28 protein-coding genes are annotated in these 22,559 nt (G+C 36.1%); 4 read left to right on the forward strand and 24 right to left on the reverse strand.

Annotated features, from left to right (window positions below; translation table 11 throughout):
* Positions 1-82: 82 nt before the first annotated feature.
* The 7 genes from IJF99_RS07355 to IJF99_RS07385 all read right to left on the reverse strand — a co-directional run bounded on the left by IJF99_RS07355 (position 83) and on the right by IJF99_RS07385 (position 5,592).
* Entirely contained in the window at positions 83-400 is a 318-nt protein-coding gene (locus IJF99_RS07355; RefSeq protein WP_292793697.1) for a V-type ATP synthase subunit F, read from the reverse strand.
* Positions 397-1,551 (reverse strand): V-type ATP synthase subunit C, encoded by a 1,155-nt coding sequence (locus IJF99_RS07360; RefSeq protein WP_292793700.1) that lies wholly within the window; start codon positions 1,549-1,551, stop codon positions 397-399. Before IJF99_RS07360 ends, IJF99_RS07355 begins: the two co-directional genes overlap by 4 nt.
* A gap of 15 nt (positions 1,552-1,566) precedes the next feature.
* The gene (locus IJF99_RS07365; RefSeq protein ID WP_292793703.1) at positions 1,567-2,184 is read right to left on the reverse strand and encodes a V-type ATP synthase subunit E; all 618 of its coding nucleotides are present in this window, start codon (positions 2,182-2,184) and stop codon (positions 1,567-1,569) included.
* A gap of 13 nt (positions 2,185-2,197) precedes the next feature.
* Positions 2,198-2,683 (reverse strand): V-type ATP synthase subunit K, encoded by a 486-nt coding sequence (locus tag IJF99_RS07370; RefSeq protein WP_069573492.1) that lies wholly within the window; start codon positions 2,681-2,683, stop codon positions 2,198-2,200.
* A 64-nt stretch (positions 2,684-2,747) separates the two neighbouring features.
* Positions 2,748-4,751 (reverse strand): V-type ATP synthase subunit I, encoded by a 2,004-nt coding sequence (locus IJF99_RS07375; protein ID WP_292793710.1) that lies wholly within the window; start codon positions 4,749-4,751, stop codon positions 2,748-2,750.
* A gap of 11 nt (positions 4,752-4,762) precedes the next feature.
* Entirely contained in the window at positions 4,763-5,077 is a 315-nt protein-coding gene (locus IJF99_RS07380) for an HrpE/YscL family type III secretion apparatus protein (protein WP_292793714.1), read from the reverse strand.
* A 164-nt stretch (positions 5,078-5,241) separates the two neighbouring features.
* Positions 5,242-5,592 carry a hypothetical protein gene (locus IJF99_RS07385; protein ID WP_292793716.1) on the reverse strand — a complete coding sequence of 117 codons (351 nt, stop codon included), beginning with the start codon at positions 5,590-5,592 and terminating at the stop codon, positions 5,242-5,244.
* 63 nt (positions 5,593-5,655) lie between these two features.
* Here IJF99_RS07385 and IJF99_RS07390 point away from each other — a divergent pair, with 63 nt between their 5' ends.
* Entirely contained in the window at positions 5,656-5,982 is a 327-nt protein-coding gene (locus IJF99_RS07390; RefSeq protein ID WP_292793718.1) for a hypothetical protein, read from the forward strand.
* Here IJF99_RS07390 and IJF99_RS07395 read toward each other — a convergent pair.
* From IJF99_RS07395 to IJF99_RS07445, 11 genes are all read right to left on the reverse strand, one after another.
* Positions 5,975-6,313, reverse strand: a complete 339-nt coding sequence (locus IJF99_RS07395; RefSeq protein WP_292793721.1) for a hypothetical protein — start codon at positions 6,311-6,313, stop codon at positions 5,975-5,977. The two genes, IJF99_RS07390 and IJF99_RS07395, sit on opposite strands and share 8 nt — an antisense overlap.
* A gap of 1 nt (position 6,314) precedes the next feature.
* Positions 6,315-6,824, reverse strand: a complete 510-nt coding sequence (locus tag IJF99_RS07400) for a nitroreductase family protein (RefSeq protein ID WP_292793724.1) — start codon at positions 6,822-6,824, stop codon at positions 6,315-6,317.
* 4 nt (positions 6,825-6,828) lie between these two features.
* A complete protein-coding gene (locus IJF99_RS07405; protein ID WP_292793727.1) occupies positions 6,829-7,623 on the reverse strand; it encodes a citryl-CoA lyase in 795 nt (264 codons plus the stop codon).
* Between the two features lie 56 nt (positions 7,624-7,679).
* Entirely contained in the window at positions 7,680-8,552 is an 873-nt protein-coding gene (locus IJF99_RS07410; protein WP_292793730.1) for a fumarate hydratase, read from the reverse strand.
* A 4-nt stretch (positions 8,553-8,556) separates the two neighbouring features.
* The gene (locus IJF99_RS07415; RefSeq protein WP_292793732.1) at positions 8,557-9,459 is read right to left on the reverse strand and encodes a peptidase; all 903 of its coding nucleotides are present in this window, start codon (positions 9,457-9,459) and stop codon (positions 8,557-8,559) included.
* Between the two features lie 5 nt (positions 9,460-9,464).
* Entirely contained in the window at positions 9,465-10,874 is a 1,410-nt protein-coding gene (locus tag IJF99_RS07420) for an MmgE/PrpD family protein (RefSeq protein WP_292793734.1), read from the reverse strand.
* 70 nt (positions 10,875-10,944) lie between these two features.
* Complete coding sequence (locus tag IJF99_RS07425; protein ID WP_292793737.1) at positions 10,945-11,436, reverse strand: hypothetical protein; 492 nt, start codon at positions 11,434-11,436, stop codon at positions 10,945-10,947.
* On the reverse strand, positions 11,429-12,328 hold the full coding sequence (locus IJF99_RS07430) for a DUF3100 domain-containing protein (protein ID WP_366931261.1): 900 nt from the start codon (positions 12,326-12,328) through the stop codon (positions 11,429-11,431). Before IJF99_RS07430 ends, IJF99_RS07425 begins: the two co-directional genes overlap by 8 nt.
* Positions 12,329-12,480: 152 nt before the next feature.
* The gene (locus IJF99_RS07435) at positions 12,481-12,972 is read right to left on the reverse strand and encodes a hypothetical protein (RefSeq protein WP_292793742.1); all 492 of its coding nucleotides are present in this window, start codon (positions 12,970-12,972) and stop codon (positions 12,481-12,483) included.
* Positions 12,962-13,873 (reverse strand): DUF3100 domain-containing protein, encoded by a 912-nt coding sequence (locus IJF99_RS07440; protein WP_292793744.1) that lies wholly within the window; start codon positions 13,871-13,873, stop codon positions 12,962-12,964. Before IJF99_RS07440 ends, IJF99_RS07435 begins: the two co-directional genes overlap by 11 nt.
* 192 nt (positions 13,874-14,065) lie before the next feature.
* A complete protein-coding gene (locus IJF99_RS07445) occupies positions 14,066-15,334 on the reverse strand; it encodes a tRNA(Ile)(2)-agmatinylcytidine synthase (protein ID WP_292793746.1) in 1,269 nt (422 codons plus the stop codon).
* A 55-nt stretch (positions 15,335-15,389) separates the two neighbouring features.
* Here IJF99_RS07445 and IJF99_RS07450 point away from each other — a divergent pair, with 55 nt between their 5' ends.
* Both IJF99_RS07450 and IJF99_RS07455 read left to right on the forward strand, forming a co-directional pair.
* Positions 15,390-16,322 carry a transcriptional regulator gene (locus IJF99_RS07450; RefSeq protein ID WP_292793748.1) on the forward strand — a complete coding sequence of 311 codons (933 nt, stop codon included), beginning with the start codon at positions 15,390-15,392 and terminating at the stop codon, positions 16,320-16,322.
* Positions 16,323-16,331: 9 nt separating this feature from the next.
* Positions 16,332-16,718, forward strand: coding sequence for a hypothetical protein (locus IJF99_RS07455; RefSeq protein ID WP_292793750.1), 387 nt, complete (start codon positions 16,332-16,334; stop codon positions 16,716-16,718).
* On the opposite strand, the gene IJF99_RS07460 is transcribed toward IJF99_RS07455, so the two are convergent.
* Entirely contained in the window at positions 16,715-17,509 is a 795-nt protein-coding gene (locus tag IJF99_RS07460; protein WP_292793752.1) for a hypothetical protein, read from the reverse strand. The genes IJF99_RS07455 and IJF99_RS07460 overlap by 4 nt on opposite strands.
* Before the next feature lie 7 nt (positions 17,510-17,516).
* On the reverse strand, positions 17,517-17,855 hold the full coding sequence (locus tag IJF99_RS07465) for a heavy metal-binding domain-containing protein (RefSeq protein WP_292793754.1): 339 nt from the start codon (positions 17,853-17,855) through the stop codon (positions 17,517-17,519).
* A gap of 447 nt (positions 17,856-18,302) precedes the next feature.
* Here IJF99_RS07465 and serA point away from each other — a divergent pair, with 447 nt between their 5' ends.
* Positions 18,303-19,877, forward strand: coding sequence for a phosphoglycerate dehydrogenase (serA, locus tag IJF99_RS07470; RefSeq protein WP_292793757.1), 1,575 nt, complete (start codon positions 18,303-18,305; stop codon positions 19,875-19,877).
* Between the two features lie 27 nt (positions 19,878-19,904).
* Here the strand turns inward: serA and IJF99_RS07475 are convergent, their stop codons facing one another.
* Genes IJF99_RS07475 through IJF99_RS07490 form a run of 4 tightly spaced genes read right to left on the reverse strand, consistent with a single transcriptional unit; the run spans position 19,905 to position 22,529 of the window.
* Positions 19,905-20,591, reverse strand: a complete 687-nt coding sequence (locus tag IJF99_RS07475) for a Mov34/MPN/PAD-1 family protein (protein ID WP_292793759.1) — start codon at positions 20,589-20,591, stop codon at positions 19,905-19,907.
* Positions 20,588-21,310: a tRNA(His) guanylyltransferase Thg1 family protein gene (locus IJF99_RS07480; protein ID WP_292793761.1), complete on the reverse strand. Its 723-nt coding sequence runs from the start codon at positions 21,308-21,310 to the stop codon at positions 20,588-20,590. The genes IJF99_RS07475 and IJF99_RS07480 overlap by 4 nt, the downstream gene beginning before the upstream one ends.
* On the reverse strand, positions 21,311-22,075 hold the full coding sequence (locus tag IJF99_RS07485; protein ID WP_292793763.1) for an aspartate dehydrogenase: 765 nt from the start codon (positions 22,073-22,075) through the stop codon (positions 21,311-21,313).
* Positions 22,076-22,124: 49 nt separating this feature from the next.
* Positions 22,125-22,529, reverse strand: coding sequence for a PRC-barrel domain-containing protein (locus tag IJF99_RS07490; protein ID WP_292793765.1), 405 nt, complete (start codon positions 22,527-22,529; stop codon positions 22,125-22,127).
* Positions 22,530-22,559 lie beyond the last annotated feature (30 nt).

Below are 22,559 nucleotides of genomic sequence, written 5' to 3' on the forward strand. Positions count from 1 at the left end.
ACCATCTCAAGCATCTGAGCCCCTCTCATACCATCTGCGATAATAACAGGCCCAGCAATCTTAATAATTTTTCCTTCGATAATCATTTAACCATCTCTACCCCGATAACTCTTTTAATAAGGTCATTTATTTGATCAGATGATCCTCCTGAGGACCCATCTTTATCAGGTATTTCAATTATCATTGGTAATACATCAGAACCAATTTTCCTATTAATATGCTCTCTTATTTCATTCGCCATTAATTGAGTAATGATAATAATTGAAAGTTCTTCATCTAAAAATTTATCAAAAGCTGCGATAGCTTCTTCAGGAGTATTAACTACTTCTGCTTTTTTGACACCACCTAATCTAAATCCGGAAACAGTGTCAATATCACCTATAATTGCTACTGAACTCATATTAACATCTCCATGATTTTAGAATTAGGGAAGTCTGCTTCTCTTTTTGCTCTTGCAATAATTTTTAAATTCTTAATTTCATTTTCTTTTTGACTTAAATAACCAATAATTGGACCAATACCTAACGGTTTTTTAGAAGCTAAAGATTTAGAATAATCTGAAGTGTAACTGTCCAATGCTTTTTCAAATACTGCAACTGAACCAGTTTCATTATATACCGGCATCACATCTGTTAAAGCATCTGAATATTTTGTTCCTTCCAAACCAGAAACAACATTTGTAACATCCGGAGATTCCATTAAATCTTTTAGTTTCCAATCACGTAATTGGTATCCTTCCTCTAATATATAAGGGGCGATTGCGTCATAATCAAGGCCATCTTGTTTTGCCCTTATAATCAGTTTAAGATTAGATACATCAACTTGAGTTCCAACATATGAGTATAATATCTGTTTGTTTTCATCTGAAGGAACATCAGAAGAACGTAATAATTTGCCTAAATAATATTTATCTAAAGCAGATTCTAAAGGAAGAACCATATTAGTTTCTTCATATTGTGGAAGAGCATCTTCTAGTGCTGCTGAATATTCTGTGCCGTCCAAACTTGTTACAATATCTGTAACACTTTCAGCATCGACCAATGATTCCAATTCATCATATAATGATCCACAAGGAATTAAGAGTTCTCTTGTCTCATCAGGAGTAAGACCGACTTCCTTAGCAGTTAAAAGACTTTTAATATTGTCAATGTCTGATTTCTTAGACATTACAACAAAAGGATCTTTAATATCTTCAGGAGCCACTCTTGCAACAAAATCATAAGTGTTGGCACGTTCAACATCTAAAGCTTTATCAAGCGGATATTCATCTAGAACATCAGCATATTCAGGAATACCTTTGAGATAATTTTCAACTTCTTCAACATCGTTGGTTTCAACGAGTTCGGAAATCTGTTTTTCATCAAATAATCTTCCTTTTCTAGCTCTCACTCTTGCACTTGGGTTAAGATAAGGATAAATGTCCAAAATTGGTCTGGATGTAATGATTACAACTACTGCACCGACAATAAGCACTGCTAAAATACAGAACACAAGAAAAGTTTCTTGTGTAAGTCCTACAGAACTTATTAAGGTAGCAATTCCATCTGCCATAATTTATCCTCCTAATTATTTAAATAATATTTCAGCAACTTCACTACGTAAGATACTTTTATATCTTTCTAATCTAGCTTCGATTGTGTTATTTACTTCAATATCTCCATTAGTGGTTTTTAAAATTGCACCACCGATTGCGTCGATAGGTTCGCCTATTGTAAATTTGATGCCTTCTAACTCGAAGGAGTCTGAACCTTGTGAAGATAAGTCGTTTTTAAATTTCTGTGTATCAGCTTCATTTAATTGTAAGATTAAATCATTACCGCCAATTTCATCAGCAGCTTCCTTAATCATTTTACCTAATGAGTCTTCGTATTCGTCGTCGCCGGAAGAAGCTTTGACTTTCAATTCTCCAACAGCTTGATTAAAAGCAGCTTCGATAACTTCTTCTTTAGCGCCTAATTCTGCTCTACGAGCATTCATCTTAGCTTCAGAGATAATTTGCTGATATCTCATATCAGATTGTTTTTTACCATTTTCTAAGATTTTTGATTTTTCAGCTTCCGCAGTTTTTTCAGCTTTTGCATTTATTTGTGAAACTTCTGCATTAGCATCTTGAATGATTAAATCAGCTTTCTCTTGGGCTACAGACATAATGCTTGAAACAATTTTACTTGTGCCTGAGCTCATATAAAATGCCTCCTTAACCTAAGATTCCACCGAATACCATAAGTAAAATAGCAATCAAGAAACCGTAAATAGCCTGAGTTTCTGGCAATGCAGAGAAAATAATACCACGAGCAAACATATCATTGTCTTCTACGATAGCACCTACAGAGGATGCTGCTGCCATACCTTGTCCCATACCGGAACCTAAACCAGCGAAACCAATGGATGCACCTACACCGATAGCAACAATACCCGCTTCAGTAGGTAATCCTTGTCCTCCACCTAATAATCCTGAGAATACTAATAATAAGATTGCAACCAAGAAACCGTAAATAGCCTGAGTTTCTGGCAATGCAGAGAAAATAATACCTCTTGCAAACATGTCATTGTCTTCTGCAACTGCACCTACAGAACCAGCAGCTGCCATACCTTGACCTAAACCGGAACCTAATCCGGCAAAACCAATTGCTACTCCAGCACCAATAGCTGCTAAAGCAGTACCTAAAGCAATTTCTACCATATTTATTCACCTTTGAAATAATATTGATTTTTTAAATTTAATTTAAGATATAAATGAAAAATTTTTAATTTTTAATTTTTGTAAATGTTCTTTTTGCTTTGAAAGCTTCGAATTTGCCTTTACTTTCCATGAAGAATTGTGAGAAGAACTCTACATAGTTAAGACGTAAAGCGTTAATAAATGCACCTAATACTTGGAAAGCGAAGTTTGCAATATGACCACCGATAAATACGATGATTGCAACAACAATACCAACCACAGGAACCATATTGTTTAACATTTGAGCTAGGATGTTTACTGTCATAGCAATACCACCAGTAGCCAAACATAATGCTAAAAGACGAGCGTAGGATAAAACATCACCCATGTAACCGAAGATATCCATTACACCGTATGCTCCGTTAGCCCATACTAACATTCCGATAGTTGCAATTATTAATATTCCTCCAAGGATCATGCCTATCATACCTATTGCAGGCATCATGAATCCTAAAGCGAGCAATATAATTCCAGCTTCAAATACAAACCAACAAATTTGAGAACCGATAGCATCTTTTACATTTCCGTATCTTAAGTTGTTAATTGCACCTAATATGAATCCTATATTGGTGTAAATAAGCCCAATGAAGATAGCTATTATCAAAATAGTATCAGGGTGAACGAATGCTTCAACTGGAGCAAATACAGTTGGTAAACGGAAACCAGCTATTCTTTCAGGGAAGTCCCCAATGAAACCGTTGGTTATCAAACCCAGTATAACGGCCCACAGACCAGACCAGATTAAAATCCAACCAAATGAATGCATTGACTCTCTAACTTTACCTATTCCTTTTAATAACACTACACCGATAAGTGCTACAACTAAACCATAAACTGCATCGGTTAAACAGAAACCGAAGAAGAATGGGAATGTTATTGCAACAAATATTGTTGGATCCATTGCGTTGTAACGTACCGGTGAGTACATGTCAACCAGGTATTCGAAAGGTTTTGCATACCATCCATTTTGTTGTAAAACAGGAACATTTTCATCATCTGTACCTTCAACCTCTATTGTTTCAAAGGCACAATGTCCGTCAGAACTTTTTTCAACAATCTGTTCAACTTTTTCAGTATCTTTTACAGGTACCCATGCTTCAAGTACATAAGCATCTTTAGTTTGAACAAATGAAGAAAGAATTTCGTTCTTTTCTTTTTCATTTTCTAATTGTTCTTTGAGAGCTAATATGTCATCGTCCCATTGTTCCGCAACTGCTCTTAATTCAGTTTTGACTGAAGCACGTTCAGATTCAATGGTTGACAATCTTGCATCAGCGCTTGAAATAATCTGTTGAGGAGTTCCTTCAACATCACCTACATCAATTTTCTCAAAGTCAAATTTACGAAGTGTTGAATAAACATCATCACTTAATTCTTTTAATGTTACTACGACAATAATTTCACTTTCTTTATCATCCGCAGGAACAGTAAAAATATCTAATTCGTCTGTCAATTTACTTAATTCATTTTTGATTTCTGAAGCAGATTCAGCATTAATCCTTCCAACAGTAGTAGAAGTGTACTTTGAATCTTTTAAGTCAGCTAAATTCATGTCAAAATTAGATAAGCGATTAGCCAAACTTTTATTAGACTGTAGTTCACTTGTTTCAGCGTCGAGTGCGGATAGTTTTTCCTCAATCACTCCTGTCTTAGCTTCCACTTGACCAAGAGTGTCTTCAGCTTTTTCAATGAAAGCTGCAGTATCCAATCTTTCTACTTCTTTTTGAACAGGTAAATCCGGACTTATAAAAGACATTGCCAAGTCTTTTAACCCATGGCCTTCTGATAAAGAATTTCCTAATAGTTCAGATATACCGTTTGTTTTCATTAGAAGTGAAGATAATTTACCTGTGTAAGGAGTGGATTTGGCGGGAGTAACTAATTCCGCTAATTCAGGATCTTGCTGAATGCTATCAGAAATATCACTGATTTGTATAAGCCCTGATTCGTGGAGAGCGTCCACTGTAGGAGCTACATACTTTTCCAGTGTAACTATTCTAATTTTACGCATTCTAGCTGTCTTGAACATATAATCTCACACTACAAAATATTTTTGACAATTATGGAAGCTGCTTCATCTACATTAGCCATAGCTTTGTCCTTTATGGATTTTACATCCAATTTGGACTGTTCAGCAATAGATTGAGCTTCCTTTTTAGCTTTATCTTCTGCATCAAAAACAGTATCTTTCGCATCATCTTCTGCTTGCAGTTTAGCTGAGGAAATAATTTCTTCAGCTTTAACTCGGGATTCAGCAATTAAATCTTGTGATTTAGCTTCTGAATCAATAATGAGTTGTTCAGCATCGGATTCAGCTTTTTTTATCATTGCGATTGCGTCTGATATCTCTGCCATAATTAATCACCATGGTGTAGATATTTTTGTTGTGCAATATATATATCTTTTACTATAAAATTTTGATTAGAATTCGTAAAATTATATTTTGAATAAAAAAAACTACATAAAATATATAATTTGCATGAAAAAATTAAATTAAAAAAAAATAAAAGATAATTAAATTATCTATAGAACCATTTCAGTATACTAGGGGGCAATTTTTGTAAATAAGCAAGAATTGCTATTACTATTATGATTAAACCCACAATTACAAACTCTAAACTATACGGATAATCAAGTAACATATACCCGCTTACAGCTATCACAATACCCTCAAAAAAGAATACCGCTTTAGTCCAACTAGGGTTATACAATATGATGAAGTAAGCAACAGCTATCAAAATCAGTATAATTGCGGTAGCCATAACATCAACTGTAATTGCCTGATGTCTTAAAAACGGTGCAATAGCCCAAATAATTAGCATCAATGCCAACAATACCCCTAATAATTTAAACATTTTAACATTTGCCATAATAACACTAATTCTTATTTTAAACTTAATGATATTTATATCATTTTATCGAAATCATTAATCATGGAAAGAGCTGTTTGGATAATTTTAAACAAAAACTTTTCGCTGACATTGGACGGTGAAATCAAAGATGGCAAACTAACCGATAAGAAATTCTCTCCCGGCGAAGACATCTGGACAAATGAAATTCCTCGCTTAGGATTTGGTGATGAAACCGCTCAGAAAGATTATGATGAATTTGTAGCTGACATATTCACATTATTCAGCGAACCTACGGTAAATGAAGTCTTTATCAACGCAAAAATAGGTGAGGAATCGGAATACCTTAATTGTAAAAATCCCTTACTGATTAGAAAAATAGAAGAATATAGTGTTGATGAAATTATATGAGTGCAGTGGCTTTTTTCAGTATTTCATCCATATCACTAAATTCCAATGCTTCCCCATTATCTCCAACAGTTTCTGTTGTGATCAATACGTTCGGAGAAGCCCACAAGAAAGAATAAGCGAAATATGCAACGTTGATGAAAATGACCAGTCCGATAAATCCCAACGCGGTTATTAAACATATTGCGTGGATTAAAAGATTACCGTACCTTCTTCTTTTCATCAGGATATAGTTATCCCGCTCTTCAATCTTTTTAAATTTGTTTTGAGATAATTCCTCTGAAATGTCTTCCATCTCTTTGGAATTACCTGCATGCAATATAAATAAATCCATTTTAATCCATATACACTACGAATTCGTCCAATTCTTTTCTTGGAGTGTCTCTTGGCTCAGCATTGCCATAACCTAATGGAGTGAACAATACTGCCTCTTCATTTTCATCCAAGTTTAAGAATTGATGAGCCTTGTTTTTCTTAAATGCTCCAATGTAGCAAGTTCCAAGACCGACATCTGTAGCCGCAAGAATCATGTGGTCCATCACTATTGTTGCATCAATGTCTGCAATGTTTTTCTGATCCCACGGCCTGGTCCATGCCTGATTTTTAATTCCGACAACGCACAAAACATAAGGGGCTTCGACGAACCATTTTGCCCCATAAATTTCAGAAAGTTCTTCTTTGTGCTTTTTAGTATCTATTACATAGACTTTAAATGGCTGTGCATTAACACCTGTTGGTGCAATTGTTGCTGCTTTTAAGACATATTCAAGTTTTTCTTTTTCAACTTCCTTATCCAGGTAGCCTCTTACGCTGTATCTTTCATTAATTACATCACTAAATTCCATTTTATCATCCCATGTATTCAATATCTTCAATGTCACAAAATCTTCTAAATTCCTCTTCTTCCATACTTTCCTCATGAATATGAGCTATGATTCCCGGAAGTCTGCCGATCATGAATATTCCAAGGCCCAACTCTGGGTCGAAACCCAAATCTGATAATATTGCCGCATTTGCTCCATCAACGTTTAATCTTATACTTTTCTTTTCGAAAACCAAGTCCTGAAGTGCCAATGCCAGTTTAACATGAGGCCCTATGAATCCCTCGTTGATAGCCAGGTCTATTAATTTATCTGCCCTTGGATCTATATTATGATATCTGTGGCCAAAACCGGGTATTTTTTTACTTTTAAGTATATATTCATTATGAATTTCAATTGCCAAACTTGCAATCTGCTTATTGTCAATGTCAGGGTCATCTATCAAATGAACTGAATTAATTTTAGATTGATATAAATCCATTGCTTTTTCAATGGCTCCTGCGTGCTTATGTCCGAAAGATAAAAATGCGCCTGCCGCCGCTGAGTTCATGGGTGAACCTGAAGAAGTGATTAATCGTGCGGTTTGAGTGCTTGGCGGAGTCACACCATGATCGCAAAAAGAAACCAGAACATGATTGAATATCTTGCTCTCTTTTAGTGAAGGCAATCTTCCTTTAAGGAGCAAGAATACCATATCTCCAAATTTAATTTTTTCAATTAAATCTCTTTGGTTGTATCCTCGAGTTACAATTTTATTCTCTTCAACACGGGAAACGGCAGTTTTTAAAGATTTTGGATTTACTTTGAAGTTATTTTCCTGCATTTTTTTAAACCTTTATCCTTTTTAATTAAAATAATAATTGAAATAATATATAAACTTTACAATTCAAGCGTAGCAACTCTGGGCTCGACAAAACAGGACGGCCGGATAGAAACGATTCTGACGCCACTTGCCCTTTGATTTCCAATATTTAAATAACAGCCTAAAACTGTTGTTTTACCTCCTAAGCCCAAGGGTCCGATTCCAGTTTTATTTAATCTATCTGAAATCTCACGCTCATAATCATTTTGATTTGTCAAATTGCCATAAGCGATTGATTTGAGAAGCAGGGAAGTTGCTTCATAGTGGGTTCTTCCAACCGCGATTGACGGAATTGACGGGGTGCAGCCCAGCATGGCAAGTGATGATTCCAACCAGTCACAGGCTGTACCGATTACATTTTCAAATGAACGTTCATGATAAACCCTGAAAGTTTTTGCCCTGATTTCAGGACCTCCCCCTTCAAGCAGGAAGTGTATGTTCAACGTATCAGGACTTATATCCCTTTTATAGGTCGATTCGTCATTGATCGAATCAATCAATATTGATGCGGGTGCAAGTTTTCCGGGCTCATCATATAACCCCCTGCTTTGTTCGATTCTCTCGATTGGATTGCCTTTGACAGCCATTGGCCTGGCCGGCAGATTATTCAAACCTAAAGCTATTCCCTCATTAATCTGATTCAAAAGCTCTCCGGAGATTTGTCTTTCTTCACCCATTTCAATTATTACATGAGGAATTCCTGTATCGTCACATAAGGGGAACTTATTTTCTTGAGCAACCAGGTAATTTTCATAAATCTGTTTTAAGGCCCAGCGGGCATTATCATTATCTTCCATCTCGATTGCATGTTTCAATGCATCATGTTTATCTTTTGAAAGTGTGGTTGAAGCTTCTATAATAGCTTTAGAAATATTATTTATAATATCCATAAAATCACTCGGGAATTGCCAAATCACTGGATTTGTCAGGTGAAGCAATGGCATCAGGACAATATTCATCAATCATCCTTTTAACTAATTTTACTTGTTTAATGCGTGCAATCGCTTCGGCCTCAGTTGTGTCCCAATTATGGTTGGCCGCAACAGAACCGCCGGTTTTCAGATAAACCGGTGCAGCCACTTTAATGAACTTAGGGACTTCATAATGCCTGATGAATCCTCCGGTTGATTTCGGATTTTCAGTATGCAAATCCAAAGACATGTCACATGCATCCCTAATTGCCGCAATCATTGGAATCTGCAAATCACGAACGGGATTCAACGAATCCAATCCGTTTTCTTCAAGCAGTTTAGCAGACCCCGGATTTGAATGACCCGCATGAGCGGACAACTTAAAATGAACGTTAGCAGGAATTTCTGATTCTTCACGCATTTGGTTTAAAACCCAAAGCAAACCCTCATCATAAAGCAAAATTCCGCGAACTCCGAGACCAGTAGCTCGTTTTACATCTTCAATTGCATAAACAAGATTATCATAACCTCTTAATCTATAGCCTATTCTGCTTCCTTCTTTTGTATGGGCTGTAGCGGAAGTATCATATGTCGCTCTTGGACCTACAGCTAAAAATAGTTCACATCCATAATTTTTTGCCAGATTGACCATTACAATGATTTCCTCATCGGTCAGCATCATTATTCCTTTGGTTTGTGTTACACGATGAATGAAAATGTCATTTCTACCGGCTTCATCAAGAAGCGCCTTCATGGTTTTTGGAGATTGAATTCCTGGAACTTCAAAACGAAACTGTCCACCATCATCAAATCTTTTAGATGATGCATAATCTGCGAAAACCTCATCAATACCAATTTTTTTAAGGAATCTTTTTGTATTTTCCATAATATCTACTCGTTTAATTTGCGAACAACATATTTCATTGTATAATCTTCAAGTGAATCAATGACTGTTAAGTTATTTATGTTATATTGGGGATTTAACCCTTTAAATTTATCAATCAGGTCTTTTAATTCGAATGGATTTTCAAAATCGCCCTTTGGAAGCATTGTGATGTTTTGGAAAACTCCATTTCTAAAGCTTTTATCCAATTTAATTATAACGTTTGACGGTCTTCTATCAGGATACAGCTCGTTTAATTTATCATCCGAAACAACAATCATATGATTTACTATATGCTTAATGCTGTTTACCTTATCTACTGTGGAATAGTTGTCCAAAAGACCGAATTCAATTAACTGATTGATGCCATCGACGCTCACATCGCCAACAACCAGCGAAATTGCAACAGCATAAGGAAGACTTTGCCTTAACTCTTCAATATTTTTAGGATTGAAATTGTTATGGTCTGCTGCAACAGAGTATGTTTTAACTGCCACGTTCTGAATATGGTCATATTCCTCACCTATGCTTGCTTTCAATTTCAATGCTGTGTCTATTGATGAGTGCAGGTGTCTGCAGAATGGGTATTTTTTAAAGTAGATGTCTCTAATCCTTACTTTGCCGACATCTTTTAAAATTTCTTCAAATGAGAAATTTTCTTGATTATACTTTTCATTGTCAACCACCATTGTTTTTAAGAATCCTTCATTACCTTCAAATATTGTTTCGCTTCCGGTGAATCCGTTTCTTGCAAGGTAAGCGGAAAGCATTCCATTGTAAACCGCCTTGCCCACATGCAATGATTTTCCCATGGATCCGCCATGGTCTGATTCCAATAATCCTGCCGCCTGAGTTCCGCACAAACCTAAAGCATTCAATATTTGTTTTTCATCTAGTTTAAGGAGTTTGGAAGCTACACTTCCTGCAACAAAAGCTCCGATTGTCCCGGTAGTGTGAAACCCCTTGTTTCTGTGTTCCGGATTGACAATTTTTCCCAAAAGAATTCCTATTTCATAGCCAACCATGACCCCTTCAATAAATTCTCTTCCTGTCAAGTCATAAGCTTCGGCAATTGCAAGGGCAGTTGGAAAAATTACAGATCCCAAATGAATTTGGGCTCCCCTATGACCATCATCCAATTCCAATACATGTGCAGAAACACCGTTTACCAGACCTGCATGCAAAACATCCGCCTTGACATTTGTCCCGATTACAGATGCCTTCAGATTAGAATCGGAACTTCCATGAAATATTTCTCCAACTGTATTTAAGGCTATTTTTGGAGCCTCTTCGGCCACACCCCTATAAGTGACACCGAAAAAGTCTAGAAAAGCCGCCTTGACAGTGGTTATTGATTCCACGGTTGCCTGTTCATAGCGATAGTTCGAAATAAATTTGGAAATATTTTGTAAAAACATACCCCCACCTTGAAGATATATATGTAAAAAGTAGTATTAAAGAGTTTAAGTTTTCCATTGAAAAGTAAATTTAAACAGCAGGCACTCCTGTTAAGACAAGCACAATATGCGCCACGATAGCTGCACCGTAATAAGTTGCTGCAATGACCAGCATGGTAATGACAATTGCTCTCCATCCCAATGCCTTGAATTCATCCCAGCTTTTACCCATACCAATACCCACATATGCTAAAAATACTGTTACGATGGATAATAGTTCCACTTGAGAGACATAATGAAGAACAAATTCAGAAGTCGGCATGCCCGGAAACGCCAGTACGATACCGATTACGCTGATGTATAAAATTGAAGATATGTTAAAAGGAAGATATCTTTCCAGCCATACTCCCGCAAGAGTAATGAGTGACAATATTGCCATTCCAACCAAAGAACCTTCCATAGGATGATTATAACCTAAGAAATTGCCGATTGCAGTTATGATTGAAAATATTGTAAGCAATATAATCCAGTTTAAAATACCATGAACTGATACATTTTCAGATCCGTCAATCAAATCAGGCATCTGTTTCATCCTCCTTGTCAGGCATTATGGATTCTCTGCCGATTTTAGGCTCCAGCCAACCGTATATCTTTTCAGTTAATGGAAGCGCTACAAATATTACAATGTAAATTCCAACACAGAATGACAATAGATTGCTGAACCCTGCAAATGCTTCAATTTGGGTTTCCATTCCAGGAAATGCCGCGAGAGTCGGGCCGATGGCCGCCGCATTCATACTGGCACTTCCCACACCACTTGCCATAGCAAACGCATATGGGTGCAGCGGCAAGAAGGAAAGTGATAATGTTACTAAAAAGCTGATGAATATTGTACCTATTACGGTACCTATGATAAATATTGCAAACACCCCTCTTGATTCGGGAGAATTGAATCCATATTTATCAACGACAACTGCAACGTTCGGTTCCCTACCAATTGAATTTGTCATACCTATGGCTTCCTTTTTAAATCCTAAAAGCAATGCTATTGGAAGTACTAAAATAGTTGCCAGGTGCCCCATTTCCTGCAATATTAAAGCAGGACCCATATCAAATATTAAACCGATTGATTGACCACTGGAAATTGCCAATTTTGCAATCAGAACACCAATGAAAAGCATCATCGCCCCTTCAGCAATACGTGCCTGCTTTCTATGAATCCATTTTATTGGTTTGATTAGATAAAAAGCAAGTCCCAGAATGATTGTATAGATTAAGGGCATGATTGTAATTGCAACATCCTTGGTGATTGGAATTGTGATGGTGCCTATCAACTCTGCAATTATTACCAAAACAAGAACTGTACCATGTAAACGAATATCCCTCCAAGGATTTCGTTTTAAAATACGTTTATCCGTTTTTTCACGGTAAATATGTTCAACATGAGTGTCTTGTTTCTTATCAGGAATAATAATCCGCTCCGATTATTAGTTAACTAATTACAATAATCAATAATACAATTATTAACTTTTCAAAACATGATATATAAAATGATAGCATAAAAACCGAAAAAATACACTTTATACGAACAAAAAATAGTATTAATTTTCACAAAATAAGAAAAAAATTATGCCGGAACTCCAGTCATAATCAAAACAATATGAGCCACAACAGCCGCTCCAAGATAAGTGGAAGAAATAACCAGGACAGTAATGATAATTGAACGCCATCCGAGAGCTTTAAACTCATTCCAGCTTTTTCCCATACCAATACCCACATATGCCAAGAATACTGTTACCACTGATATAAGCTCAACATTTGATACGTAATAGCTAACGAAATCCGCAGTAGGCATTCCCGGAAATGAAATGGCAATCCCGATTACGCTGATATAAATAATGGATGAAATGTTGAAAGGAAGTTTTCTCTCCATCCATACGCCGACAAAGGTCAACAACGATAAGATACCCATTCCAACGAGTGAATCATACATGGGATGCCGATATCCCAAATAATTTCCAATTGCAGTTATTATCGAAAAGATGGCCAGAAGCAGAATCCAATTGAAAATACCTTGTACAGAAACATTTTCAGTACCGTCTATGAGATCAGGCATCATTATCATCCCCGTCATATAAGGAAGAGTCCCTTCCGATTCTTGGCTCTAAAATTTCATATAACTTTTCAGTTAGAGGCAATGCAATAAATATTACAATGTAGATTCCAATTGAAAATGACAGCAGGTTACTGAACCCTGCAAACGCTTCGATTTGAGTTTCCAAATGTGGAAATGCGGCAAGGGTAGGTCCTAATGAAGCCGCATTCATACTAGCGCTTCCAACACCGCTCGCCATTGCAAATGCGAAAGGATGGAGCGGTAAAACGGAGACACTGATGCTTGTTAGGAAACTTATAAAAACTGTTCCTATTATGGTTCCGACAATAAATAAAGCAAAGATTCCTCTGGATTCGGGAGAATTGAACCCGAATTTATCAACGACAACGGCAACTTCAGGTTCACGGCCTATTGAATTGGTCATGCCAATTGCCTCTCTTTTAAAACCTAAAAGCAGCGCAACAGGAAGAGCGATGAGAATTGTGGCGAGGTGGCCCAGTTCCTGAAGCATCAAAGCAGGACCCATTTCAAATAACAGATGTATTGACTGGCCACTGGATACCGCTAATTTGGCAATTAAAATACCGATAAACAGCATCATTGCACCTTCGGCAACTCTGGACTGCTTTCTTTGTATCCAGAAAATTCTCTTATCCAAGTAGAATATTAATCCTAGAACCATCGTGTAAAGCAAAGGCATTATTAAAACTTCGACACCTTTTGAAATTTGAATTTCTATTGGACCGATGATCATTGCAAAAATGGATACAAAAAGTACAGTTAGGTGCAATCCGTAATCTCTCCAAGGATTTTTCTTTAAAATACGTTTATCTGTCTTTTGACGATATATGTGCTGAATTTCATTCGTTGAAGTGTCTTTTTTTGAAATAATACCCTCTCCCACCCCACATAATAAATATGCTTGTTGAATTTATCTATCATAAAAATAGTATATAAATTAGTAAGACTTAGTTCTCAAAAGTTCTAAAAATAAGAATAAGAATCGTTATAAATTAATTATTATTTCACAAAAAGTGAATTAAAGATTTTTAAAGATAATGGCTAAAATCTGAAACAAAGAATCAAATAAAAGTATTTACCTTAAATCATAACGGCAAAGAGGTTTTGACAAATGTCTTCTAGCAGAAACCGGTGTTTCATAAAATTGAGCATTATTCAAATCACGGTGAATTATAATAGGAACTTTTTCATCTGACTCAATTTTATTTCCGCATCTTTTACATTTGAATCCCTTGTTTTTGCCGGCTGAAGTCATTCTCTTTCCGCACTCGCAAACAGGATTCTTATATTCCACATCATTCAACTTGATAACCCTGAACTTTTCAATGTTGAATGTGTGCTGCTCGCCGATTCCGCCATAAATTTCAATAATGTCTCCAGGCCTTAAATGAGAAACCGTCTTTCTGAATTTTTTGGTTGGTTCATATGCTCCGCATTCAATCTCATCGGACTCGTCACGGATATAAAAGAACATATGGCCTCCATCAATGATTGTAGGCTTGTTTTTAACCTCTCCGCAAACACAGTAACACCCGAACTGTTTCATGTCCGAAATTTTTGAAGCCTTCTGAATATGCATATCGGTGTGCTGGTTTGTTTTGAAAATACACCAATCATCAATCGGTTCAGATACTTTAACAATACCTTTTGCTTCATTTAGAGCTTCAGGAGTGTTTGACCTGATTCCATACAAAACAGGACATGGAGTTTTCGGTTCGATTGCAATATAATCTTCAGAATAATCGATATTTTCAAAAGTGTCCGGAAATGTCTTCCTGTCCATCTCATAAACAGACTCATAGTCAATCTGGCGTTTGGTTCCAAAGTTTTCAGGTGCCCGGTAGGCAAGTAATTCATAGGTGCAATCGGATAAAGGCAAACTGATTGCTGCAATGGATCCGATGATTCCTCTTCCCTTTTTGAACTTATGAATTTCACATCCAACGGATTTGCCAAACTCCTCAGCCTCATCAATTGTTATGAACTCATAAATTGCTTTGAATGCATAATCTTCCATTTCCTTTGTAATATCCCCCTCATAAAAGATTACGCCGGGATTTGTATTGTCACAGTCAAACATGGACAGTTTTTCAACAGATTCCAGAACGATTTCTTTTGCCAAATCGGCTTTTGAATCATTTATGATTTTTAATCCAACCCCTCCGTTTCCACGGGTTTTATGTCTGGCAAATGGATTCAATCTTATCAGCCTGGGATAATCAACTAGACCTATGCCATTATCCCTGAATTTATTGATAATCTGGCTTGCGAGATATGTTGTGCACATCCCATCCGGAGAATCCGTATCGTCTATTCCAATGTATAAATACTTAATCAAAATCACCTACTAAAATATATTTAATGTTAAATTAATATATAGTTTAAGAGAGGTATTTACTATGTTAACCCGAAGCCAACTATTACACAATATTGAAAACTTACTAACCTCAAATGGTTTTAAAACCTCAGACATTTATGACCAGGGTTCTTTTGATATTGTAGCAAGAAAAAACTTACAGATTTTACTTCTGAAAACATTTCAAAACATTGACAGCATTAATGAACATAATGCGCATGAAATGAAACAATTGGCAAATATATTTCTTGCCTCCCCAATCATAATCGGTGAAAAATCAAGGAACGGCTTTTTGGAGGAAGGCGTGATTTATGAAAGATATGAAATTCCGACAATCGGCTTTGAAACCCTGAAAAATATGATTGCATATGGTGAATACCCTGAAATACTGGCTGACCGCGGAGGTTACTTTGTTAAAATCGACGGAAATGTCATCAAACAATACCGCGAAGAATACTCAATGTCCCTTAAGGATTTGGCAAGTCTTGCGCATGTATCTCGCGCCACAATGTACAAATACGAAAATGGAATTGTCAGGGCGAATACGGAAACTGCAATGATTTTAGAAGAGATCCTGAATACCAAAGTGACATTGGACATTGATCTGTTGAAGCAACCCCAAAAGGAAAACATTGAATATAGCGATGATGTTAATGACTTATCAAAACTTGGATATGGCGTGATATCCACGAATAAAAGCCCATTTGATGCCGTTGCAAAAATGAAAAGTTCTGATAAACATTCCCCATTAATAGCCAATGTCGAGAAAAACAGAACAGAAAAAACATTGAAAAGAATGGCCATTCCATTAAAAGATTTATCAATGGTTACGACTTCAGAACCAGTATTCATTATTAACAATGAAAAAATAAAAGAATCCCTTGGAACCGTACCTGTCATCAAATCATGGGAATTGAAAGAGTTTGAAAATTCAAAAGAATTATTGAAGATGATTAGAGAAAGAAAAGAAAACTAAAGTGGTAATATGGAAAACTTGCAAATAACTGATATGGAAAACTATCCTATTAAATGGGTTTGTAACTTTAAAGGTCAAAAAGCTATTGGGATTTGTGGAAAAACCCAGAAAATAGCAATGTTTGCATCAGACGAACGCGTATCCAGAATTCTTGATGATATTGTAATAGGAACCGATGAGGAACAGGAAGGATATGGCTGTGAAGAAAAGGACAGATGCTGCAATTTTGAATGTGAACTTTGTGAGATTTCCCCTAGACAATATCTGCAGATTACCGGCAAGAAACCCTCAAATAAAAATATAAAAGACCTGATTAACGGACTGGCTGACTTGAACCAATCCCTTGAACAGGACGGACACGTTCCATTTGAAGAATATGAAGTTGTAAAACTTTAATATTCCTTCAACAATTCAAAGTCTTCACGTGCCTCTTCAACTTTGGCAACGCCCATGCAAATCGCATCCACAAAATCGGCATTCTTATAGAATGTGAATGCTTCTTTTGGTTTTAGGACTCCTGCCGCAAGTATTCTTGTGGCGATGATTTTCTTATTTAGATTAGCTATTTTTTCGATGAATTCCTGTCTTTGAGAAGCATTGAAAGCACTGATATCCATCATATAGGAAAGGCTGTTATATGGAATCATATAAAAATCGAACAGATCCATATCCAGATTATCGGCGAGCAAATCTGAAGTTCTTGATGGAAATGCAGTGCAAAGACCTGAAAGGGAACCTGAATCATTAATCCTATTTAAAATCTTTGAGGTTAACCTCCAGTCATATGCGTCGGTTATGAATTCATCAACAATCATTAAGGGACAGTCATATTGGCTGAACAGCTCTATATCCTCATCCCAGTCGGCTTCCTTTGCAACTTCATAATTCGGATTCAGATAATCGACATCGCTTTTGCCTATAGTTGCGATTACTTTCATCTCACATCCTTCAGACAGTGCAATATCATAGGCCTGCAATAATTTTGAATCATTTACCAGGTTTATAGCACGTACACCCCGATTATATGCTTCCATGATAACCTCGGAAGTGTTTTGAGGATTGTTGTATAAATCATCCAAGTAAAGTCTTGATCTGTGCCCATAATAAAGCTCAGCCATAAATGGACCATATCCTAAAATGCATTGCGGAATTACTTTTCCTTTATACTCAAAATCCTCAAGAAACATATTATCATCATTCTTTTTCAATAACAACAGCAGTTCCGTATGCTAAAACTTCCTGCATATTTTGGGATATGCTGTCAGAGTCCATTCTCATTGAAATGATTGCGTTTGCACCTAATTCCTTTGCATGTTCAATGCATCGTTCGATGCATTCCTCTCTTGACTCCTCCATCATTTTAACATACTGTTTGATTTCTCCACCTAGAATTCCTTTGAGACCTGCTCCTATATCTCCACCAAGGCCTCTTGCACGTACGGTCAAACCATATACAAATCCTTTATTCTCAACAATCTTGTATCCTACAATGTAATTTGCACTTGAAATTGGAAATTCATCCATACTTACCATAAAAATCACCGATTATTACTTGAGTCATCTTAAACTATATTAACCTCAAACTGGAGGATTCCTAAGTTTTTTAAACCCGTTGGTTATCTTAGGCATATCCATAGTTCAAGGGGTTCAAACAATGAATATTACTGTTAACTTTTCATTGGAAAAATAATTAATTTTTCATCGCTAATTGTATTTTATTTATTCAACATTTTAAATATTATAGAAAAATTTTTGAAATTAATCCCACCAATTCCATTTGTTCAATGCCTTAAATTAATAAGTTAAGGTAATATTGCACACATTAAGCTAAATAATCTCATTTAATTAAAAAGAAGTAATATTTTTTTAAAATTTGCAAAATAGTGGTTAATGTATGAAATATAATATATTTTAAATATAATAAAAAATAGATATTTAACTAATATTTATGATTAAATATTCAATAATTATGGTGAAAAAATGAAAGTACTTATTGCTGATGCTATTAATGAAAAAGGTATCGAAAATCTGAAGGAAGTGGCTGACGTTGTTGTAGACACTGAAATCACTCCTGAAGAATTGGCTGATACCATCCACGAATATGGTGGAATAATTGTACGAAGTAGGACAAAACTAACCAAAGACATCATTGAAAAAGCGGACAATTTGAAAATAATTGCAAGAGCAGGTGTTGGAGTGGACAACATCGACATTGACGCTGCAACTGAAAAAGGTATAATGGTTGTAAACTCTCCTGAATCAACTTCAGTGACCGTTGCAGAACATACCATGGGATTAATCCTAAGCATGGCCCGTAAAATATCCATTGCTGACAAATCCGTTAAAGAAGGCAAATGGGAAAAGAAAAAGTTCATGGGCGTTGAACTTAGAAACAAAACCCTCGGTGTAATAGGTATGGGAAGAATCGGTTCACAAGTTGTAAACAGATGCAAAGCATTTGGAATGGATGCCATGGCATATGATCCATACCTTCCGGAAGAAGTTGCAAAACAGATGGGTGTTGAATTGACTGACTTGGACACTGTTCTTAAAAATGCTGATTTCATCACAATACATGTTCCATTGACTCCGGAAACTGAACATTCAATTTCAACCGAGCAATTTGAAATCATGAAAGACACCACATATATTGTTAACTGCGCTCGTGGCGGAATTATTGATGAAGAAGCATTATATGATGCATTAGCAAACAATAAAATAGGTGGAGCTGCATTGGATGTGTACGAAGACGAACCACCTGCTGAAGACTCAAAATTATTCGAATTGGACAATATCGTTTTAACTCCTCATATTGCTGCTTCAACTAAAGAGGCACAAAGGGATGCCGCCATAATTGTGGCTGATGAAATTATTGAATTAATCAAAGGAAACAACCCTAAAAACATTTTGAACATGCCACGTATCGATAATAACACATATCAGGAATTGACCCCATACATGGAACTATGTGAAAAATTAGGCAGTTTCGTATCACAAGGAGTGAACGGTAAAATCAGGGAAATCGGCATTATCTACAGCGGCGAACTGGCTGAAATCGATAACCTTGAAATCTTAACCAGAAACGTTATCAAAGGTGTTGTTAACCCATTCTTAAGTTCTCCTGTTAATGAAGTAAATGCTTCACTTGTTGCAAAAGAAAGAGGAATAAGCATTACTGAAGGCAGAAAAGATTCCGATAAAGGATATGACTCCTTAATTAATGTCATTGCAGTCAGTGACAACGATACATTCTCTGCTGAAGGTACTCATTTACACGAATCAAGAATTTTAAAAGTGAACGGCTACTGGGTAGATGTTATCCCTAAAGGAAACATGTTCATTGCAAAATATGAAGATGTTCCTGGAAGTATCGGTAAAATAGGAACCAAATTAGGAGAACATAACGTTAACATTGGAATTATGCAAGTTGGAAGAGATGAAAAAGGCGGAAGAGCCATCATGGTTCTAACTTTAGATAAGGAAATTCCAAAAGACGTTATTAATGAAATCCGAGAATTAGATAATGTTTATGAAGCTATCGGATTAAACTTATAATAAAAACAATTTCACCATAATTGTTTTTTATTTTTCTTTTTTTATTATTCTTTTAACAGAGCCATCAGGATTTAACTCGATTCTAATCAACTGAGGCATTTGGGTATTGGATATCACTTGAACACGATTCTGCTTTTCGAATTCTTCATAATGATTAACCCTTTCATCATCGAGTGTTTTGAAAAATTCATCATCTTCCTCATCGAAAAATCCCGGTTTGAACTCATCATCATCGGTGACCACATCACTTGCATCGAAAAATTCGTCCGGATTATCATCGGCCAGATATCCGTAATCCCCTATTGTATAATCCATATGCTGACCGTAACGGTCGTAAGATTTAAAAGTTTCTAAAGAATAAGGAAGACAGACAATCATGTGAAAGTATCCATGTTTTGAGAAAGTCTTCAAATCCGCGTCCGATGGTCTTGCACTTGGTCCTGGGTGGCTGTGGACAGATCCCATATATTTTGTATTCATCGGCATTAATTCAGTGTGCACTACAGCTCCAGTTTCGCAAGTTTCACCCGGAAGGAATATCAAACCTGTGATGTAGAGTACCTTATCGATTATTTGTCCATCGAAAAATGCTAAAAATTCATTTGGATATGCTTTTTTTGAATAATAAATAACTGAATCGAGAACTTCACGGTCAACACGGACCTCTCCAAACTCTTCATTGTCATTTCCAAATAGCTTAGAGATGAAACTCATTTTATCGCTCCGATATCTTTAAGGAAATCTTCACTGAATATCGGAAGTTCCCAATCTGTGTAAACGTAACTTCTATAGGATGTTTGATTCTTTTTCTCTTTTTTATTGAAACCTTCAACTTTCTTATCTTTCCTATATATTCCTATCCCGCGCTTTTTATATGTTTCGATGTCATTCAAGTTAATTCCATTTTGGAACAATAATTCATGAATTTCATTTAGCTTCATACCTTTTATTTTATCGTTGGCTTCATTATTTGAATACTTAGTTTTGAGGTATGAAATTCCATATGAGTTTACGCAATTTCTCCAGGCCTCATCCTGTCTCCATTTGAAATATTTCAAGACATCTTCGTCATTGATTGGAATGATTCTTGAATCGAAAGAAGGAGGCTTTCTAAAATCAACATCATAATTCATTACAAAAGATGCGGATGCGAAACTGGGTACAACAGAATTGATCTTTTCAACTCTGCCGTCAAAAGGAACATTGTCCAAAAGCAGGCTTATCTCATCAGAAAAGGCATAAAGAAAAATCGGTGAGAATTCGCTGAATAAATCCTCACAAACTTTTACGATTGCCTCATAAAAAGTTCTATCATAAGGCTTTTCCAAGTCCAGATCAGAAGACAACTTATGAAAAGCCCTGCCATCCAGTCTAACTATAATTTTTGAGTTTTTTGGAACTTTTAAGGATGAATAAACTTCATACTCTTTCATTTACATTCCCACACTGATGGTTTCATTAAAGCTTTTGAGCAATCTGATTGCTGAAAGTGCTGCCAGCATGCTTGTTTTCGGATTGGATTCGCAAGGAAGATTCTCTGTTCTTGTTTTGAATTCGCCGAAATCACCTTTTACCACAATTTCATGAACGTTCCTATCGACTTTTGGGTCAACAATGATTTTAACATCAATATCCTTCTGACAGGCAATGCTTATGGTTGCCGCCACATTTATATTTAGCGGGAATTCCTTTACTGCATCTGAAGCTTTTCCTTCAAATAATATCTCTTCAGTATCAATGTCCTTTCCAAGGGATTTTGGAGATTTCCTTGTTGTGAGAGTGACATTTTTAAGACCGAACTTTGCAACAGCTTTGATTCCATCCAAGCCCACGATAGCGCCTGAAGGAAGATGTATCTTTGCACCATGATTTTTAGCTAACTGTTCAAGTTCATTATAGAATTCATTATCCATCAATGCGCCGATACTCATTATAATCATGTCAATACCGTGTTCTAAAACCTTTGGCGCATATTCCTTAACTGAAACTGGCGCAGCACATTCTAGAATCAGGTCAACATCATTCATCATGTCATCAAAGTTGAGTACTGCCACTCCTCCGGCCAAACTTGCCAGATTTTCAGCTTTTTCAATATCCTTATCGAAAAAATATGCAATATCGATTCCATTATTTTCCGGAACTATGCTGGTGGTTATAATGTTAGCAATAGCACCGCATCCTATAATACCTACTTTCATAGTTATCACACTAAAAAAAGTTTAAAAAAAAGAATATATGAAAGATTACTTATAATCTTTCAGTGTCGAATTGGCTTTGAGTTTCGCCTTGTGGTTGTGGGGTTTCAGGTTTTGGAGCTGCAACTTCAGGGACTGGTGGTTCAGGGTTTACTTTTTTAATATCCCTAGGATTGATTAGCATAATATCCCCGATAGCTTGAACTTTATCAAAGTCAACGGTTAATAAATCACTTTGGAAAGATCTCATATTGTTGTCTTCAGGAACTTCTCCACGAATGCTTCCTAAAAATGAATTTACGAACCCTGCAGGTTTTGGTTGTTGTTCAATAGCTCTAACTTGTAATTTTGAGATAGTTCCTAATCTGATATTAAGAACAACGTCTTCTACACGACCAACATAGTGACCAGTGTTGGTATAAATATCTAAACTGCGTAATTTTGAAACTTCTACCATGTTTACACCACATTATTATGAATATAAATA

The organism is Methanobrevibacter sp. (assembly GCF_017406825.1).
Classification (GTDB): domain Archaea; phylum Methanobacteriota; class Methanobacteria; order Methanobacteriales; family Methanobacteriaceae; genus Methanocatella.